The following is a 16,380-nucleotide window of genomic DNA, read 5'->3' as shown; positions in this document are numbered from 1 at the left end:
GATTCATCTGATGCCGCCACCCGTTTTCCGATTTGCCCCGAGCCCGAACGGCCACCTTCATCTCGGCCATGCTTATTCGGCGCTGCTGAACTTCGACCGCGCGCAGGAGACCGGTGGACGGCTATTGCTGCGCATCGAAGACATCGACGTGGCGCGCTGCCGGCCTGAATATGAGACCGCGATCTACGAAGATCTCGCCTGGCTCGGGATCGCCTGGGAAACGCCAGTGCGGCGGCAATCGGAGCATCTCGCCGACTATCGCGCGGCGCTTGAAAGACTCTCTGCGCTCGGTCTCGTCTATCCAGCTTTTGAGAGCCGCGCCGAGATCGCAAAGCTGGTCGCGGCCCGTGAGGGGGATGGGCCATGGCCGCGTGATCCCGATGGCGCTCCACTCTACCCTGGCGATGCGAATTCGCTGCCAGCCGGCGAGCGAGCGCGCCTGATCGCCTCCGGCGCGCCCTATGCCTTGCGCCTCGATATGGCGGCGGCCTGCCGGCAGGTCTCCGGTCTGACCTGGAACGAGCAGGGCGAGGGGCCCGACGGCGAGCGCGGCCTGGTCGCCGCCCGGCCCGAGGCGTGGGGCGACGTGATCCTGGCCCGCAAGGAAACGCCGACCAGCTATCATCTATCCGTGGTGGTCGACGACGCGCTCCAGCAGGTGACCGAGATCGTGCGTGGCCAGGACCTGTTTCACGCCACCTCGGTTCACCGGCTGCTTCAGGCTCTGCTCGGCCTGACCGAGCCCATCTATCGCCATCACGGCCTGATTCGCGGCACCGATGGCGGGAAGCTGTCGAAATCGAACCGCTCGACTGGCCTCCGGGAGCTGCGTGCGGCCGGCATCTCGCCCGCTGGCATCCGCACGACCGTGGGATTAGGCTAAGTTTCTCTGGGGGTTAGCACGGCAGTGCCGTGACTCCGGGGTGGCGGCCATGCCATGCTCGCCTTTGAGCCCGGGGGGTTCGAAGCGGAGACTTCGAAGGGGAGCTATGGCGGCGAAAACGCGCGCAGCGCGCACCACGCGAAAGTCCAGGCAGCCGCCTCGGAAGCGGTCCGGGGCGGTCGGGAAAGTGCGCCAGCGCAGCACCGGGAACGTTGCACCCGACGTGATCCAGGCGGCGCTCGCGGCCTTTGCCCACGAGGTTCGGACGCCCCTGACCGGCATTCTGGCGATCAGCGACCTGCTTTCGACCTCCGACCTCGGCGAGCGGGAGCGGCGCTGGGCCGACACCATCAAGGCCGGTGCCGAGCATCTGGCGAACCTCGCCACGCTGTTTGTCGATGCCGCCAAGACCGGCAAGGGTGCCGGCAAGAGCGGCACGCTGCGGCAGGATCTGTTTGATCTGCGCGCGCTTGCCCGCAGCACCGGCGATTCGCTCGCCGGTCGTGCCGCTGCCAAGGGCCTTCAGGCCGAGGTCGATATCTCCGACAAGCTTCCGGGCCTCGTGGTCGGGGATTCCGTTCGCCTCCGGGCCGCGCTCGAGAACCTGATCGACAATGCGGTCAAGTTCACGGAGCAGGGGGCCGTCGCCATCTCGGCTGCGCCTTGGCGGCCGGCCAAGGGCAAAGCTAGCGGCAAAGCCAAGGACAAGCACCGGGTCGGCGTCGCCTTCTCGGTCTCCGACAGCGGCATCGGGCTGACCATGGCCGAGATCAAGCGGCTGTTCCGCCCGTTCACCCAGGCCAATGTCACCATCGCCTCGCGCTTCGGCGGCGCCGGGCTCGGTCTGTCCTCGGTCAAGCAGCTGGCCCGAGCGATGGGCGGCGACATCACGGTCGCACCGCGGCGAGGTGGCGGCGCCACCTTCACCCTGACTGTCACGCTCGATGCGGCCGGGCCGGCGAAGGCCGGCAAGACCGAAGGCGGCGAAGCGGAGCCGCTGACATCGCTGCGCGTGCTCAGCGTCGAGGACAATCCATTCGGCCGCGTCGTGCTCAACACGATCCTGACCGAGCTCGGCCATCATGCCGAGTTCATCGGGCGCGGCGAGGATGTAGTGAACAGGCTCGCGCAGGGCGGCTTCGATGCGGTGCTGATGGACATGGTGTTGCCGGGCATCGACGGCGTCGAGGCGATCAGACGGGTTCGCAAGATGCCGGCGCCGCTGGCCCGGATCCCGATCATCGGCGTGTCTGGCCGCGGCGAGGACGAGGCGGCCGCGCGCGAAGCCGGCGCCGATGCCTTCCTCGTCAAGCCTGTGTCCCCGCGGGCGTTAGCGATTGCGCTGCTTGAAGCGACACGCCGTGAGGAAGTCGCGATTTGATGATCGCGGCGTTGAGTTCGCCGCCGAAGACGAAGATCGCGGCAATGAAATACAGGAACACCAGCGCGATGATGACCGAGGCGAGTCCCGCATACATCGTGACGTAATTGTTGGCGAAGCGCGCCAGGTATTGGCCGAACACGATGCCCGAGATCAGCGATGCCACCACGGTGAAGACGATGCCGGGCAGGATCTGGAAGAAGCTGCGCCGTCCCGACGGCAGCCAGGCGTGCAGGATGAACAGCGCCACCACCAAAGCGGCGATAGTGATGCCATAGCGAAGCCAGGTGAGGATGCTCTCGTTGGATTCGACGAACAGCGGAATGTGCCGCCGGGCAGCTTCGATGAGCAGCGGCCCGAGCACGATCAGGAATGCCATGGCGAGCGCAGTGAACGCCGCCACCAGCGTGTAGCCGATCGATTCCAGCCGGAGCCAGTACCAGCGCCGCATCTCCACCACGGCATAGGCACGGTTGAGTGCAACCCGGAGTGCCTCGACGCCATTCGAGGCGAAATAGACCGACAGCACCGCGCCGATGGTCAGCACGCCGGAGCGGGTCGTCGTCAGCACGTCGTGCACCTCGCCCGAAATCGAATCGGAGACCTGTTTGGGCCAGACCTGAAGCATCAGGCTGGCGGCCTGGTCGGCGAGCTCCTTGGAGCCAAAGAAGCCGGCCAGCGACGTCAGCACGATCAGGAACGGGAACAGCGCCATCAGCGTCGACAGCGCGATATGGCTCGCGATCGCCCAGCCGTCGTCGGCCAGGAACGTGTAGAAGGCGTCCTCCACGATGACATAGATGGTGCGAACGGCTTTCACGCGCAGCCTACACGACAGCTGTTGCTCGCTCGCCCCTTGCGCGGGGAGAGGCAGAGAAGCCGGGCAATTGGCTCGGACCGGAAATCATCTCGCTACCATCTGATATTATTGGCGGAAAAGCCAGATCGCGAAGCGCCCCGTCGTCATTCCGGGGCGATGCGAAGCATCGAGCCCGGAAATCCATTTTTTTTCCACTCGTCATGCGGCCCAATGGATTCCGGGCTCGCGCTGCGCGCGCCGGAATGACGGCGGTGGGTTGCCGCGACGCCATGGCGGAGCGCCGCACACGGTGTTATCACCCCCAAATGGCATCTCTCCTGAGTACTTTCATCCTGCCGATTGCCGTGGCCGCCGTGGCGGTGGTGCTGCTGCTCGGCCTCGTCAACATGATGCGCGGCGGCTCGCCCAACACGTCGCAGAAATTGATGCGCTGGCGCGTGCTGCTGCAGTTCATCGCGATCGTCATTGCCATGGTCGCGGTCTGGGCGATGGGGCGATAGGGCGATAGGGCATGATCCGGACCCGAAGGGCCGCGCTTGCGCAAAAAGTGAAGCGGTTTTCCGATTAGATCATGCCCGAAGAACAAGGACACTCTCATGGTTGTTCTGAACCGCATCTATACGAAGACCGGTGACGACGGCACGACAGCGCTCGGAACCGGCGAGCGCCGTCCGAAATATGATCGGCGCATCGCAGCCTACGGCACCGTCGACGAGACCAATGCCGCAATCGGCGTGGCGCGCCTTCACACCAGGGATGCACTGGAGCTCGATGCGATGCTCGGCCGCATCCAGAATGATCTGTTCGATCTCGGCGCCGATCTCGCGGTGCCCGAACGGGACGGCAAAGCGGAGCGGCTGCGGGTGGTGGCGGGTCAGGTCGAGCGGCTCGAGCACGACATCGACGCGCTCAACGACAAGCTGGCGCCGCTCACCTCTTTCGTGCTGCCGGGCGGCACCCCGGCCGCCGCCTATCTCCATGTCGCGCGCACGATATGCCGCAGGGCGGAACGCATGATGGTGGAGCTGGCAGCCCAGCCCGGCGAGCCCGTAGGCGCCGCTGGCATCCAATATATGAATCGCCTGTCGGACTTCCTGTTCGTGGCCAGCCGCGCCGCTAACCATGATGGCGCCGGCGACGTGCTCTGGGTTCCGGGCCAGAATCGCTGACCCATTGAGATCAGCATTTCAGGGGACTAAAATTAGGCCTTCGCGCGTTGACCGGGCCGGATCAGGCCTTTAGGTTCCGCGCCAGTTGAAATACCCCCCTCCCAAATTGAGTGAAAGAGGATCGATGAAGGTCTTAGTGCCGGTAAAGCGGGTGGTCGATTACAACGTCAAGGTCCGCGTCAAGGGTGATGGATCGGGCGTTGAACTCGCCAACGTCAAGATGTCGATGAACCCCTTCGACGAAATCGCGGTCGAGGAAGCGCTGCGTCTGAAGGAAGCCGGCAAGGCGACCGAAGTCGTGGTGGTCTCCATCGGGCCGGCGCAGGCATCGGAGACGATCCGCACCGGTCTTGCGATGGGCGCCGATCGCGGCATCCTGGTGAAGGCCGAGGGCACCGTCGAGCCGCTCGCCGTCGCCAAGATCCTGAAGAAGGTTGCTGAAGAAGAGCAGCCTGGCCTGGTCATCCTCGGCAAGCAGGCGATCGACGACGACAGCAATCAGACCGGCCAGATGCTGGCTGCGCTGCTGGGCTGGGCGCAGGCGACGTTTGCCTCGAAGCTCGAGGTCGAAGGTTCGGATTTCAAGGTCACCCGCGAAGTCGATGGCGGCCTGCAGACCGTCAAGCTCAAGGGACCGGCGATCGTCACCACCGATCTGCGTCTCAACGAGCCGCGCTATGCTTCGCTGCCCAACATCATGAAGGCCAAGAAGAAACCGATCGCGGAGAAGGCCGTCGCCGATTACGGCGTCGACGTCACTGCGCGCCTCGAAGTTCTGAAGACGGCTGAGCCTGCAGGCCGCAAGGCCGGCGTCAAGGTGAAGGACGTCGCCGAGCTGGTGTCGAAGCTCAAGAACGAAGCCGGGGTGCTCTGATGACTGCGCTGTTGATTGCTGAACACGAGCACGAGGTCCTCAAGGACTCCACCAACAAGGCGCTGACCGCGGCCTCTCAGCTCGGCGGCGACGTCCACGTGCTGGTCGCCGGTGGCGGGCAGGGCACCAAGGCTGCCGCCGAAGCGGCCTCGAAGCTCGCCGGTGTCGCCAAGGTGCTGGTGGCTGAAGGCGAGGCCTACGCGCACGATCTCGCCGAGGCACTGGCCGCACTGATCGTCTCGCTGGCCCCGTCCTATGACGCGATCGTCGCGCCTGCGACCTCGCGCTTCAAGAACGTGATGCCGCGCGTCGCAGCTCTGCTCGACGTCATGCAGGTCTCGGAGATCATCAAGGTGGTCGCGCCCGACACTTTCGAGCGTCCGATCTATGCCGGCAACGCCATCCAGACGGTGAAGTCGAAGGATGCCAAGAAGGTCATCACGGTCCGGACCTCGACCTTCGCGGCGGCAGCGGCCGGTGGCAGCGCGCCGGTTGAGAGCGTCGCGGCCGCGGCCGATCCCGGCCTGTCGACCTTCGTCGGCGAGGAGGTTGCCAAAAGCGACCGTCCGGAGCTGACCTCGGCCAAGATCATCGTTTCCGGTGGCCGCGCCATGCAGAGCCGCGAGAACTTCGCCAAGTACATCGAGCCGCTTGCCGACAAGTTAGGGGCCGGTGTCGGTGCCTCGCGCGCGGCGGTCGACGCCGGCTATGCGCCGAACGACTGGCAGGTCGGCCAGACCGGCAAGGTCGTCGCCCCCGAGCTCTACGTCGCGGTGGGCATTTCCGGTGCCATCCAGCATCTGGCCGGCATGAAGGACTCCAAGGTGATCGTCGCGATCAACAAGGACGAGGACGCGCCGATCTTCCAGGTGGCTGATTACGGCCTTGTCGCCGACCTCTACCAGGCGGTTCCGGAGCTGACCGCCGAACTCGGCAAGCTCGGCAAGTAAAACCCCATAAAAACACCGGCCGGAGGTATAAACTCCGGCCGGTGTTTCATTTCTGAGGCGTTTTCTTTGGCGTGGGGCACGCCTTTGAAGCGATCCAATCTAGGTTTCGAGCCAAGGTTCTGATTAAATCGGGCTTCTGGTCAAATCAGACCTCCCGGCTCAGGGGATAGGCAGGCGCGATATGCGCGCCGTTCCGGTGGATGGCATTATGGCGGCAGTGATCAAGAAGGTCGGCGTGATCGGCGCGGGTCAAATGGGCAACGGCATCGCGCATGTCGCGGCCCTGGCCGGCTTCGACGTGGTGCTCAACGACGTCTCGGCCGACCGCCTGAAGTCAGGTATGGCCACCATCAACGGCAATCTGGCGCGGCAGGTCTCCAAGAAGGCCGTCACGGAGGACGACAAGACCAAGGCGATGGCGCGCATCAAGCTCGCCGAGAAGCTGGACGACCTCGCCGACTGCGATCTCGTGATCGAGACCGCGGTCGAGAAGGAAGAGGTCAAGCGCAGGATCTTCCACGACCTTTGCGCGATTCTGAAGCCGGAGGCGATCGTCGCCTCCGACACATCCTCGATCTCGATCACCCGCCTTGCCGCCGCCACGGACCGGCCCGAGCGCTTCATCGGCATTCACTTCATGAATCCGGTGCCGCTGATGGAGCTGGTGGAACTGATCCGCGGCATCGCCACCGACGATGCGACCTTCGAGGCGTCCAAGGAATTCGTCGCCAAACTCGGCAAGCAGGTCGCTGTCTCCGAGGATTTCCCGGCCTTCATCGTCAACCGCATCCTGCTGCCGATGATCAATGAGGCGATCTACACGCTGTATGAAGGCGTCGGCAATGTCGAGGCGATCGACGCGGCGATGAAGCTCGGGGCGCACCATCCGATGGGCCCGCTGGAGCTTGCCGATTTCATCGGTCTCGATACCTGCCTGTCGATCATGCAGGTGCTGCATGAGGGCCTTGCCGACTCCAAGTATCGCCCGTGCCCGCTACTGGTGAAATACGTCGAGGCCGGCTGGCTCGGCCGCAAGACCCAACGCGGCTTTTACGATTACCGCGGCGCCAAGCCGGTTCCGACAAGATAAGGCGGCACTGCCGTAGGGTGGATTGGCCCTGCAGTTGCGCGAAGCGCAATTGCTCGGCGTAATCCACCACTGTTTGTCTCCCCGGAAACCGAAGAGGTGGATTACGCCTGCGGCTAATCCACCCTACGGGACCTGCGGCAATTCATGTCCCATTAACCCCTCGCGGCTAGGTTACGGCCGGTACGAGGGTCTGCGTAATGGACATGATGGCGATGGTCAGCACCATGCTGGCCTCTCAGCAGGGCGCGCTGCAGTCGAACATCGCGGCGACGCTGACGAAGCAGAACATGGACATGGAGAAATCCACTGTCCTGACGCTGCTGGGCGCAGGTCAGCCATCCCTTGCCAATGTCGGCCCCGGTGTCGGCGGCAACCTCAACGTCACAGCCTGAACTTCCCTAGAGCGATGCGGCAGCCGGACCTAACGCGGCCCGGATCAGCTTGAGCGCATCGTCGCTCGCCCATTCGGCCGGCCCCGCGATCGTCGCGATCTCGCAGCCTTGTGGGTCGACCAGCACCGAGGTCGGCATGCCCAGGGCCCGGCCTATCGCCTTAAGGTCCTGGAAAACCTTGGCTTTCTGGTCAGTGAAATAGCCGAGCCGGGTCAGGTTGGCATCCTTCAGGAAATTCTTCGGCTTCTCGGGGTCGCGGGTGTCGATATTGATCGCCACCACCTCGAAGTCAGGGCCCGACAGCTCGGCCTGGAGTTGGTCCAGCGCCGGCATCTCTTTCCGGCAGGGCACGCACCAGGTGGCCCAGAGGTTGACCAGCACGGTCTTGCCGCGGAAATCCGACAGCTTCCTCGGCTTGCCGTCGGCGTCCTCAAAAGTGAAGTCCGGCAGCTTCAGGGGGGCACTCGCCATGGTCAGCGCGGCAACCTCGCCATGAGCAAGCGGCGCGAGCTTCTGGGCCCTGGCCACCGCCGGCTTGCAGGCCGGATCGCCTGACGGAGCCCGGTTCAGGCCGAGCCCATACAGCGCGACGAAGCCGGCCAGCCCACCGACCACAACGGTGGCGATGACGATGGGGATCCGGCGCGTGGCGGAGGGCTTCTGGTCGAGCATATCGTTTGTCATCCGGTCGCAGATATGGCTATCAGGGGCCTCTTAATACGGCTGGCATCAGTCAGCAAACATGCGGCAAAGCAAGGCGTGAGCAGGGAATCATGAGCAACAAGATGTGGGGCGGCCGGTTCTCGGAGCGTCCCGATGAGATCATGGAAGAGATCAACGTCTCCATCGACGTCGATCGTCACCTCTTCGCCCAGGACATTGCCGCGTCCAAGGCCCACGCCGCGATGTTGGCCGCGAACGGCATTATCACGGCCTCTGATGCGAAAAATATCGGCAAGGGTCTAGACACGATTTTGTCAGAGATCGGCAAGGGCGGCTTCGAGTTCAAGCGCGCGCTCGAGGACATCCATATGAATGTCGAGAGCCGCCTGTCGGAGCTGATCGGCCCCGCGGCCGGCCGCCTGCACACCGCGCGCTCGCGCAACGACCAGATCGCGACCGACTTCCGCCTCTATGTCCGCGACATCGTCGACGAGACCGATGCGGCGCTTGCTGCGTTCCAGCAGGCGCTGGTGGCGCGCGCGCTGGAGCATGCCGGAACCGTGATGCCCGGTTTCACCCATCTGCAGACCGCGCAGCCCGTCACTTTCGGCCATCACCTGCTCGCCTATGTCGAGATGGCTGCGCGCGATCGCGGCCGTTTCCAGGATGCGCGCAAACGGCTCAATGAATCCCCGCTTGGCGCCGCCGCGCTTGCCGGCACCTCGTTCCCGATCGACCGGCACGCTACTGCGAAGGCGCTGGCATTCGATCGTCCGATGGCGAACTCGCTCGACGCTGTCTCCGATCGCGACTTCGTGCTGGAGACGCTGTCGGCGGCCTCGATCTGCGCCGTGCACATGTCGCGCTTTGCCGAGGAGATCGTGATCTGGACCTCGCCGCTGGTCGGCATGATCCGCCTCAGCGACAAGTTCACCACCGGCTCCTCGATCATGCCGCAGAAGCGCAATCCTGATGCCGCTGAGCTGGTGCGCGCCAAGACCGGCCGCGTCATCGGGGCCCTCAACGGCCTTCTGATCGTGATGAAAGGCCTGCCGCTCGCCTATCAAAAGGACATGCAGGAGGACAAGCAGGGCGCGATGGAAGGCTTTGCCGCGCTGTCGCTGGCGATCCGCGCCATGACCGGCATGGTTCGCGACCTCGTGCCTGACGAGGCCAAGATGAAGGCGGCCGCTGGCGAGGGCTATGCCACGGCGACCGATCTCGCCGACTGGCTGGTGCGGACGCTGAAGATGCCGTTCCGCGAGGCCCATCACGTCACCGGCCGCATCGTCGCCACGGCCGCGAGCGACGGCGTGGCGCTGCATGAGCTGCCGCTGAAGGAGATGCAGGCGATCGAGCCCCGGATTACCAAGGACGTGCTCGGCGTGCTCTCGGTCGAATCGTCGGTCAAGAGCCGCACCAGCTACGGCGGCACCGCGCCGAAGAACGTGACTTCGCAAGCCAAGGCCTGGGCCAAGCGGCTGGAAAAAGAGCGAAAATTGGGCTGAGGGCCGAAAATTCGCCGGCCTTCCGTGGCCTTCCGGCACTCGCCAGCGGGGGCCAACCTCTGTATGGTGCGGCCGCATATTGGGGATTTCGTCGTGACGTCAAAGTTTCGCCCGGCCGGCTCGGGGTGGGCCATCATTGTCCTTAGCCTGACGGCGCTTGCGCTCGCCGGCTGCGGCCGAAGGGGCCCGCTCGACCTGCCGCCGACCGCCTCCAGCGCGTCCACGGCCAACGTCGCCGCGCCTGGTGACACCGAGACCGAGGCCCAGAAGACGCCGAGCGTGTTCAATCCGACCTACGGCGCGGATGCCGCGCCGGCGGCGACCAGGGGCAGGAAAAAACCGTTTGTCCTCGACCCGCTCCTGGACGAACCTCCCGGCAAGCAATGAGCCGGGGCAACTGAGCCAACGCCATGAACCATTTCGACTATCGCAACGGCGTGCTGCACGCCGAGGCGGTGAACCTGTCCGAGCTGGCCGCGACGGTCGGCACGCCATTTTATTGCTATTCGACCGCGACGCTGGAGCGGCACTATCGCGTCTTTGCCGATGCCTTTGCCGGCGAGAAGGTGCTGGTCTGCTACGCCATGAAGGCGAACTCCAACCAGTCGGTGCTGCGCACGCTGGCCAAGCTTGGCGCCGGCGCCGACGTCGTCTCCGGCGGTGAATTGAAGCGCGCGCTCGCGGCCGGCATTCCCGCCAGCAAGATCGTGTTCTCCGGAGTAGGAAAGACGGAAACCGAACTGCGCGCGGCGCTCGCCGCCGACATCCTCTGCCTCAACGTCGAATCCGAGCCCGAGCTCGAATTGCTGTCGCGCCTTGCAACCGAGATGGGCAAGACCGCGCGCATCTCCGTGCGCGTCAATCCCGACGTCGATGCGGGCACGCATGCGAAAATCTCGACCGGCAAGTCCGAGAACAAGTTCGGCATTCCGATCGTGCATGCGCGCGAAGTTTACGCCCGCGCTGCGAAGCTGCCCGGCATCGTGGTCACAGGTACCGACGTTCATATCGGCAGCCAGATTACCGACCTCTCCAAGATGGAGACGGCATTCCGCATTCTTTCCGAATTCGTGCAGACGCTGCGCGCCGACGGCCACAACATCAGCCACGTCGATTTCGGCGGCGGGCTCGGCATTCCCTATTACATGGATCGCGAGGCGCCGCCGGCGCCGGATGCCTATGCCGCCATGGTCAAGCGCGTCAGCCACAATCTCGGCTGCACGCTGATGTTCGAGCCGGGCCGCATGATCGTCGGCAATGCCGGCATCCTCGTCGCCAAGGTGATCTATGTGAAGCACGGCGACGGCAAGAACTTCGTCATCATCGACGCCGCAATGAATGACCTGATCCGTCCGACGCTGTATGAGGCGCATCACGACATCCTGCCGGTGATGCAGCCGGCGAAGGGGGCGCCCACCATCATGGCCGACGTCGTCGGTCCGGTCTGCGAGACCGGTGACTATCTCGCGCTCGACCGCACGCTGCCGACGCCGAAGCCGGGCGACCTCATCGCCATCATGACCGCGGGCGCCTATGGCGCCGTCCAGGCCGGCACCTACAACACGCGGCCGCTGGTGCCGGAGGTGCTGGTCAAGGGCGATCAATACGCGGTGGTCCGCCCGCGCATCGAGGTCGAGCAGCTGATTGCGATGGACACGCCGGCGCCGTGGCTGTGAGCAATTGATCGTAGCCCGGATGGAGCGAAGCGAAATCCGGGGGTTCTCGCCCGCCGCAACAATCCCGGATTACGCTGCGCTCCATCCGGGCTACCGGAGCAGTTGTGAGGCGTTACTTCCCCGCAAGTCCCCCCACCTTTCCGCCCACCACCACGCCCGCCTTCTTCTCGATCGGCTTGATCGCCGCGGTGAAATCGGACTCGGCGCCTTCCGCGGCGATCACGGTCTCCCAGAGACGTCCGACCGCATCCGCGACCTCCATCGACAGGCCGAGCTGCTTCATCTCCTCGAGCGCCAGCCGCACGTCTTTCACCATCAATCCGGTGGCGAAGCCGAAGTCGAAGCTGCGTGGCAGCACCGCGCGCGGAAACTTGTCGCGGCTCGCCGTGTTCATGCCCGAGCCCGCATTGATGACGTCGATCATCACGGCGGGATCGAGCCCGGCCTTGACGCCCATCACCACGGCCTCCGACGTCGCCACGATCGCGGTGGCCGAGAGGAAATTGTTGGCGAGCTTCATGGTCTGCGCCGCGCCCGGCTTCTCGCCGATGAAGAACACCTTTCCGATCACGTCGAGAACAGGCTTGAGCAGTTCGAACTCCGCCTTCGGCCCTGAGACCATCACCGCCAGCGTGCCCTTCTCGGCGCCGCCGACGCCGCCGGAGACGGGGCAGTCGATCTGCACGATGTTGCGCCTGGCCAGCAGGCCGTGAATCTTCGCAGCCGTCTGCGAGCCGACCGTCGACAGATCGATGAAGCGTTTGGCCCGGCTGCCCTCGATCACGCCGTTCGCGCCGGTGGCAACCTCGAGCGAGGCCTTCAGCGACGGCAGGCTCGCCATCACGGTCTCGACCTTGTCGGCGACATCCTTCGGCGAGGTCGCAGCGGTCGCGCCGCGCGCGACAAGCTTTTCGATCGCCTCCTTGCGCGTGTCGTACACGACGAGCTTGTGGCCGGCCTCGATCAACCGCCGCGCCATCGGGAAGCCCATATTGCCGAGGCCGATGAATCCAATGTCCATGGTGTTTCCTTGTTTCTTTTCGTTGTTTGTTGATCAGCGCTGCTCACCCACGGTGTCGTCCTGGCTTTTGCCAGGACGACGGTGAGGAGGGACATTACGTCCCTCACTCTATGCTGTCGCCCGCTCACACCTTCCCATCGATCTCCGCGAACACCTCGCGCGCGATGCGGAAGCTGTCGACGGCGGCCGGCATGCCGCCATAGATCGCGACCTGCATCAGGATCTCGCGGATCTCGTCGCGGGTGACGCCGTTGGTGAGCGCGCCTTTCAGATGCGCGCGGAATTCGTGCTGGCGGTTGAGGATCGCGATCATCGCAATGTTGAGCATGCTGCGGGTCTTGCGCGGCAGCTCCTCGCGGCCCCACACCGTGCCCCAGCAATATTCGTTGAGCATCTCCTGGAACGGACGGTTGAAGTCGTCGACGTTTTTCAGCGCGTTGTTGACATAGGCCTCGCCCAGCACCGCTTTGCGGACCTCCAGGCCCTTGTCATGCATCTTCTTGTCCATGGTGTTTCCTTTGGCGTTTCCTTCGTTTCCCTCAGGCGGCGCCGCGGAAATTACGGGGTTGCCCCTCGCCAGTCACGTCCTCGTGTTATGCGGGAAAAGGGGTGTCTCCCGTACAGGAACGGATGCCTCACTGCCGCCGTTGTGGTACGCTCCACTCCGCCGGGTAACCTGGAGAGTTGATTGAACGGCGTCACCCCCGACCCGTCAGACCCGATCCGTGATGGCGATGATCTGTCGCGGCTGAAGCTGGCGCAGGCCCTTGAGCGGTCCACCTATGCCATCGCGTGGGAGCGAGCCTGGCCGGGTTTGGCGCGTGTTCTCACCGTTGTCGGCCTGTTTCTGGTGGTGTCCTGGGCCGGTCTCTGGTTGGCGCTGCCCTTCGTCGCCCGCGCCATCGGCCTCGTCATTTTCGCAGGGTTGGCGGTTGCCGCCCTGTTCCCGCTGATTCGGTTTCGCTGGCCGAGCCGCGAAGAGGCGCTCGCCCGGCTCGACCGCGGTTCGGGCATTCGCCATCGTCCCGCCACCACGCTCACGGACACGCTGACCTCGCAGGATCCGGTTGCACTCGCGCTGTGGCAGGCGCAACGCGAGCGCACGCTGGCCTCGCTCAAGCGTATCCGTGCCGGTCTGCCGCACCCGCGCCTGGCCATCCACGACCCCTGGGCGCTGCGCGCGCTGGTGATGGTGATGCTGGTCGCGACCTTCTTCGCGGCCGGCGACGAGCGCGCGATGCGGTTAGGGGCGGCGTTCGACTGGAACGGCGTGCTGGCGCCGACCAATATCCGCGTCGACGCCTGGGTCACCCCGCCGCTCTACACCGGAAAGCCGCCGGTGATCCTGTCGGCCGCCAACAAGGAGGCGGCCGCGCTGCCAGCAAGCGGCCCGCTCGCCGTTCCCGCCGGCTCGACCCTGATCGTGCGCTCGTCCGGCGGCAGCCTGGATGTGGTGGTCTCCGGCGGCCTCAAGGAAGCCGAGTCCAAGGAAGCTGCGCCCAAGGGTACCAACGAAAAGCATTTCACCATCACCGGCGACGGCACCGCGCATGTCCGCGCGCCCTCGGGCCAGCCGCAATGGGCCTTTGCAGCGACGCCGGATCGTCCGCCGACGATCGCGCTCGCCAAGGATCCGGAGCGCCAGGCGCGCGGCGCGCTGCAGCTCGTCTACAAGATCGAGGACGATTACGGCGTCACCGGCGCCGAAGCGCAAGTTGCCGTGCGGCCCACCGAGAGCAAGGACGGCGATGCCAAGACCGCGGCGCGGCCGCTGTTCCAGCCGCCGCAGTTTCCGCTGGTGCTGCCGAACGCGCGCACCCGCAACGGCGTCGGCCAGACCGTGAAGGATCTCAGCGAAGATCCCTATGCCGGTGCCGATGTCAGGCTGACGCTCACTGCCAAGGATGAGGCCGGCAACGAGGCGCGAAGCGAGCCGTTCCACATGCGCCTGCCCGAGCGTCTCTTCACCAAGCCGCTCGCACGCGCGTTGATCGAGCAGCGCCGCATCCTCGCGCTCGACGCCAACAAGAACTCCGACGTCTACACCGCGCTCGATGCGCTGATGATCGCGCCCGAACTGTTCACGCAGGAGACCGGGCAATATCTCGGCCTCTACAGCGTCACCCGCCAGCTCGAGGCGGCGCGCACCGATGATGCGCTGCGCGAGGTGGTGGCGAGCCTGTGGGCGCTCGCGGTGACGATCGAGGACGGCAACATCTCCGATGTCGAGAAGGCGCTTCGCGCAGCGCAGGACGCGCTGAAGCAGGCGCTGGACCGCGGCGCCAGCGACGAGGAGATCAAGAAGCTCACGCAGGACCTGAGGGCGGCGCTGGACAATTTCATGCGCCAGCTTGCCGAGCAGTTCCGCAACAACAAGGATGCCCAGCAGCTCGCGCGTCCGCTCGATCCCAACACCAAGATCCTGCGCCAGCAGGACCTGCAGAACATGATCGACCGCATGGAGCGCCTGTCACGCTCGGGCGACAAGGATGCGGCCAAGCAGCTGCTCGACCAGCTTCAGCAGATGCTGGAGGGCCTCCAGATGGCGCAGCCGGGGCAGTCCGGCGAGAGCGACATGGAGCAGGCGCTCAACGAGCTCGGCGACATGATCCGCAAGCAGCAGCAATTGCGCGACAAGACCTACAAGCAGGGCCAGGATTCCCGGCGCGATCGTATGCGCGGCAAGCAGCAGCAGGGCGACCAGTCGATGTCGGATCTGCAGCAGGACCAGCAGGCGCTGCGCGATCGCTTGAAGAAGCTCCAGGATGAAATGGCCAAGCGCGGCCTCTCGCAGAAGGGTCAGAAAGGCCAGAAGGGACAAAAGGGCCAGGAGGGCCAGCAAGGTGACCAGGCGCAGTCCGGTCAGGACGGCGATCAGGATGCCGACCAGGGTGATGATGATGGCGGGCTCGATTCCGCCGACAACGCCATGGGTGATGCGGGCTCGAAGCTGGGCGAGGGCAATGCCGACGGCGCGGTCGATTCCCAGGGCAAGGCGCTGGACGCGATGCGCAAGGGTGCGCAGAAGATGGCCGAGGCGATGCAGCAGGGTGACGGCGATGGCCAGGGTGACGGTCCCGGCAACCGTGCCGGTCGCCAGCAAAGCGGCGGCAACCAGACCGACCCGCTCGGCCGTCCGCTGCGTGGCCACGAATATGGCGATGATTACACGGTCAGGATCCCCGGCGAGATCGACGTCCAGCGCGTCCGCCGCATTCTCGAAGAACTCCGCCGCCGCCTCGGCGACCCCTCGCGCCCGCAGATCGAGCTCGATTATATCGAGCGGCTGCTGAAGGATTTTTGAGCCCGGCTATCTCCCCACGTCGTCCCGGCGAAGGCCGGGACCCATAACCACAATCTCGCTGTCATCGCCCGACTTGATCGGGCGATCCAGTATTCCAGAGATGGTTGCGGTTGAAACGAGAGGTCACGGCGTACTGGATGCCCCGGTCCCGGCTCCGCCAAGGCTACGCCGAGGCCATGGAGCTGCTAGGCGCGCCGAAGCTTCAGCGAAGGCGGCAAGCCGGGGCATGACAGCAGAGTGCTTGGCTAGGTTGCCGCTACCCCTTCTTCGCCGCCAGCGCATCCGCTACCGCCGTGCGGATATCCGCGACCGAAAACGGCTTGGTCACGACGTCATGCACCAGCGCATTCAAATTCGAGGCGCGCTCGCGCTGGTCGGCAAAGCCCGTCATCAAGAGAATGGTCAATTGCGGAAAGTCGCGCGCGGCGGAGAGGGCGAGCGCGATGCCGTCCATGACGGGCATCTGGATATCGGTGAGCAACAGATCGAACGCGCCGTCCTCGCGGGTCAGGATCTCCAGCGCCTCGGCGCCGTCCTGCGCGGTGACGGTTTCGTGGCCGTCCATGGCGATGGCGCGTGCCACCAGCTGGCGCATCGAATCCTCGTCGTCGGCGATCAACACTTTTGGCATGAGACGATCCTTGGGATG

General features: G+C 65.0%; 17 protein-coding genes. 12 read left to right on the top strand and 5 right to left on the bottom strand.

Annotated elements, in window-relative coordinates; genetic code table 11:
- Positions 1 to 10 precede the first annotated feature (10 nt).
- Both gluQRS and XH80_RS13775 read left to right on the top strand, forming a co-directional pair.
- Positions 11 to 883 carry a tRNA glutamyl-Q(34) synthetase GluQRS gene (gene gluQRS, locus XH80_RS13780; protein WP_271599025.1) on the top strand — a complete coding sequence of 291 codons (873 nt, stop codon included), beginning with the start codon at positions 11 to 13 and terminating at the stop codon, positions 881 to 883.
- A 106-nt stretch (positions 884 to 989) separates the two neighbouring features.
- Positions 990 to 2,264, top strand: a complete 1,275-nt coding sequence (locus XH80_RS13775) for an ATP-binding protein (RefSeq protein WP_271599024.1) — start codon at positions 990 to 992, stop codon at positions 2,262 to 2,264.
- Here XH80_RS13775 and XH80_RS13770 read toward each other — a convergent pair.
- Positions 2,191 to 3,084, bottom strand: coding sequence for a YihY/virulence factor BrkB family protein (locus XH80_RS13770; protein ID WP_271599023.1), 894 nt, complete (start codon positions 3,082 to 3,084; stop codon positions 2,191 to 2,193). The two genes, XH80_RS13775 and XH80_RS13770, sit on opposite strands and share 74 nt — an antisense overlap.
- 305 nt (positions 3,085 to 3,389) lie before the next feature.
- Here XH80_RS13770 and XH80_RS13765 point away from each other — a divergent pair, with 305 nt between their 5' ends.
- The 6 genes from XH80_RS13765 (at position 3,390) to XH80_RS13740 (ending at position 7,559) form a co-directional block, all read left to right on the top strand.
- Complete coding sequence (locus XH80_RS13765) at positions 3,390 to 3,584, top strand: twin transmembrane helix small protein (protein WP_057746671.1); 195 nt, start codon at positions 3,390 to 3,392, stop codon at positions 3,582 to 3,584.
- 96 nt (positions 3,585 to 3,680) lie between these two features.
- The gene (locus XH80_RS13760) at positions 3,681 to 4,253 is read left to right on the top strand and encodes a cob(I)yrinic acid a,c-diamide adenosyltransferase (protein ID WP_271599022.1); all 573 of its coding nucleotides are present in this window, start codon (positions 3,681 to 3,683) and stop codon (positions 4,251 to 4,253) included.
- Positions 4,254 to 4,377: 124 nt separating this feature from the next.
- Positions 4,378 to 5,127 carry an electron transfer flavoprotein subunit beta/FixA family protein gene (locus XH80_RS13755; RefSeq protein ID WP_271599021.1) on the top strand — a complete coding sequence of 250 codons (750 nt, stop codon included), beginning with the start codon at positions 4,378 to 4,380 and terminating at the stop codon, positions 5,125 to 5,127.
- Positions 5,127 to 6,077: an electron transfer flavoprotein subunit alpha/FixB family protein gene (locus XH80_RS13750; RefSeq protein WP_271599020.1), complete on the top strand. Its 951-nt coding sequence runs from the start codon at positions 5,127 to 5,129 to the stop codon at positions 6,075 to 6,077. The genes XH80_RS13755 and XH80_RS13750 overlap by 1 nt, the downstream gene beginning before the upstream one ends.
- Positions 6,078 to 6,285: 208 nt before the next feature.
- Positions 6,286 to 7,167: a 3-hydroxybutyryl-CoA dehydrogenase gene (locus XH80_RS13745; protein ID WP_271599019.1), complete on the top strand. Its 882-nt coding sequence runs from the start codon at positions 6,286 to 6,288 to the stop codon at positions 7,165 to 7,167.
- A gap of 197 nt (positions 7,168 to 7,364) precedes the next feature.
- Entirely contained in the window at positions 7,365 to 7,559 is a 195-nt protein-coding gene (locus XH80_RS13740; protein ID WP_057746679.1) for a putative motility protein, read from the top strand.
- A gap of 6 nt (positions 7,560 to 7,565) precedes the next feature.
- Here the strand turns inward: XH80_RS13740 and tlpA are convergent, their stop codons facing one another.
- On the bottom strand, positions 7,566 to 8,231 hold the full coding sequence (gene tlpA, locus XH80_RS13735; protein WP_271599068.1) for a thiol:disulfide interchange protein TlpA: 666 nt from the start codon (positions 8,229 to 8,231) through the stop codon (positions 7,566 to 7,568).
- A 101-nt stretch (positions 8,232 to 8,332) separates the two neighbouring features.
- On the opposite strand from tlpA, the gene argH reads away from it, so the two are divergent.
- From argH to lysA, 3 genes are all read left to right on the top strand, one after another.
- On the top strand, positions 8,333 to 9,730 hold the full coding sequence (argH, locus tag XH80_RS13730) for an argininosuccinate lyase (protein ID WP_271599018.1): 1,398 nt from the start codon (positions 8,333 to 8,335) through the stop codon (positions 9,728 to 9,730).
- A gap of 93 nt (positions 9,731 to 9,823) precedes the next feature.
- Positions 9,824 to 10,117 (top strand): LPS translocon maturation chaperone LptM, encoded by a 294-nt coding sequence (gene lptM, locus XH80_RS13725; protein WP_057746903.1) that lies wholly within the window; start codon positions 9,824 to 9,826, stop codon positions 10,115 to 10,117.
- A gap of 23 nt (positions 10,118 to 10,140) precedes the next feature.
- Positions 10,141 to 11,406: a diaminopimelate decarboxylase gene (gene lysA, locus XH80_RS13720; RefSeq protein WP_271599017.1), complete on the top strand. Its 1,266-nt coding sequence runs from the start codon at positions 10,141 to 10,143 to the stop codon at positions 11,404 to 11,406.
- A 112-nt stretch (positions 11,407 to 11,518) separates the two neighbouring features.
- Here the strand turns inward: lysA and XH80_RS13715 are convergent, their stop codons facing one another.
- Both XH80_RS13715 and XH80_RS13710 read right to left on the bottom strand, forming a co-directional pair.
- Positions 11,519 to 12,427, bottom strand: coding sequence for an NAD(P)-dependent oxidoreductase (locus XH80_RS13715; protein WP_271599016.1), 909 nt, complete (start codon positions 12,425 to 12,427; stop codon positions 11,519 to 11,521).
- 124 nt (positions 12,428 to 12,551) lie between these two features.
- Positions 12,552 to 12,935: a carboxymuconolactone decarboxylase family protein gene (locus XH80_RS13710; RefSeq protein ID WP_271599015.1), complete on the bottom strand. Its 384-nt coding sequence runs from the start codon at positions 12,933 to 12,935 to the stop codon at positions 12,552 to 12,554.
- Positions 12,936 to 13,115: 180 nt separating this feature from the next.
- Between XH80_RS13710 and XH80_RS13705 the strand changes: the two genes are divergently transcribed.
- Positions 13,116 to 15,731: a TIGR02302 family protein gene (locus XH80_RS13705; RefSeq protein WP_271599014.1), complete on the top strand. Its 2,616-nt coding sequence runs from the start codon at positions 13,116 to 13,118 to the stop codon at positions 15,729 to 15,731.
- Positions 15,732 to 15,987: 256 nt separating this feature from the next.
- On the opposite strand, the gene XH80_RS13700 is transcribed toward XH80_RS13705, so the two are convergent.
- Positions 15,988 to 16,362, bottom strand: coding sequence for a response regulator (locus XH80_RS13700; protein ID WP_027530607.1), 375 nt, complete (start codon positions 16,360 to 16,362; stop codon positions 15,988 to 15,990).
- Between the last annotated feature and the right edge of the window lie 18 nt (positions 16,363 to 16,380).

Origin of the sequence: Bradyrhizobium sp. CCBAU 45384 (assembly GCF_028128665.1) — a bacterium.
Lineage (GTDB): Bacteria > Pseudomonadota > Alphaproteobacteria > Rhizobiales > Xanthobacteraceae > Bradyrhizobium > Bradyrhizobium manausense.
Note: the sequence above shows the minus strand (reverse complement) of the source record. Positions and strands in the feature narration are given on the sequence as shown.

Coding starts and splice junctions, on each gene's coding strand:
- XH80_RS13760 (WP_271599022.1), top strand. CDS start 3,681: ATGGTTGTTCTGAACCGCATCTATACGAAGACCGGTGACGACGGCACG.
- XH80_RS13700 (WP_027530607.1), bottom strand. CDS start 16,362: ATGCCAAAAGTGTTGATCGCCGACGACGAGGATTCGATGCGCCAGCTG.
- XH80_RS13765 (WP_057746671.1), top strand. CDS start 3,390: ATGGCATCTCTCCTGAGTACTTTCATCCTGCCGATTGCCGTGGCCGCC.
- argH (WP_271599018.1), top strand. CDS start 8,333: ATGAGCAACAAGATGTGGGGCGGCCGGTTCTCGGAGCGTCCCGATGAG.
- XH80_RS13740 (WP_057746679.1), top strand. CDS start 7,365: ATGGACATGATGGCGATGGTCAGCACCATGCTGGCCTCTCAGCAGGGC.
- lysA (WP_271599017.1), top strand. CDS start 10,141: ATGAACCATTTCGACTATCGCAACGGCGTGCTGCACGCCGAGGCGGTG.
- tlpA (WP_271599068.1), bottom strand. CDS start 8,231: ATGCTCGACCAGAAGCCCTCCGCCACGCGCCGGATCCCCATCGTCATC.
- XH80_RS13710 (WP_271599015.1), bottom strand. CDS start 12,935: ATGGACAAGAAGATGCATGACAAGGGCCTGGAGGTCCGCAAAGCGGTG.
- XH80_RS13775 (WP_271599024.1), top strand. CDS start 990: ATGGCGGCGAAAACGCGCGCAGCGCGCACCACGCGAAAGTCCAGGCAG.
- XH80_RS13755 (WP_271599021.1), top strand. CDS start 4,378: ATGAAGGTCTTAGTGCCGGTAAAGCGGGTGGTCGATTACAACGTCAAG.
- XH80_RS13715 (WP_271599016.1), bottom strand. CDS start 12,427: ATGGACATTGGATTCATCGGCCTCGGCAATATGGGCTTCCCGATGGCG.
- XH80_RS13750 (WP_271599020.1), top strand. CDS start 5,127: ATGACTGCGCTGTTGATTGCTGAACACGAGCACGAGGTCCTCAAGGAC.
- XH80_RS13745 (WP_271599019.1), top strand. CDS start 6,286: ATGGCGGCAGTGATCAAGAAGGTCGGCGTGATCGGCGCGGGTCAAATG.
- gluQRS (WP_271599025.1), top strand. CDS start 11: ATGCCGCCACCCGTTTTCCGATTTGCCCCGAGCCCGAACGGCCACCTT.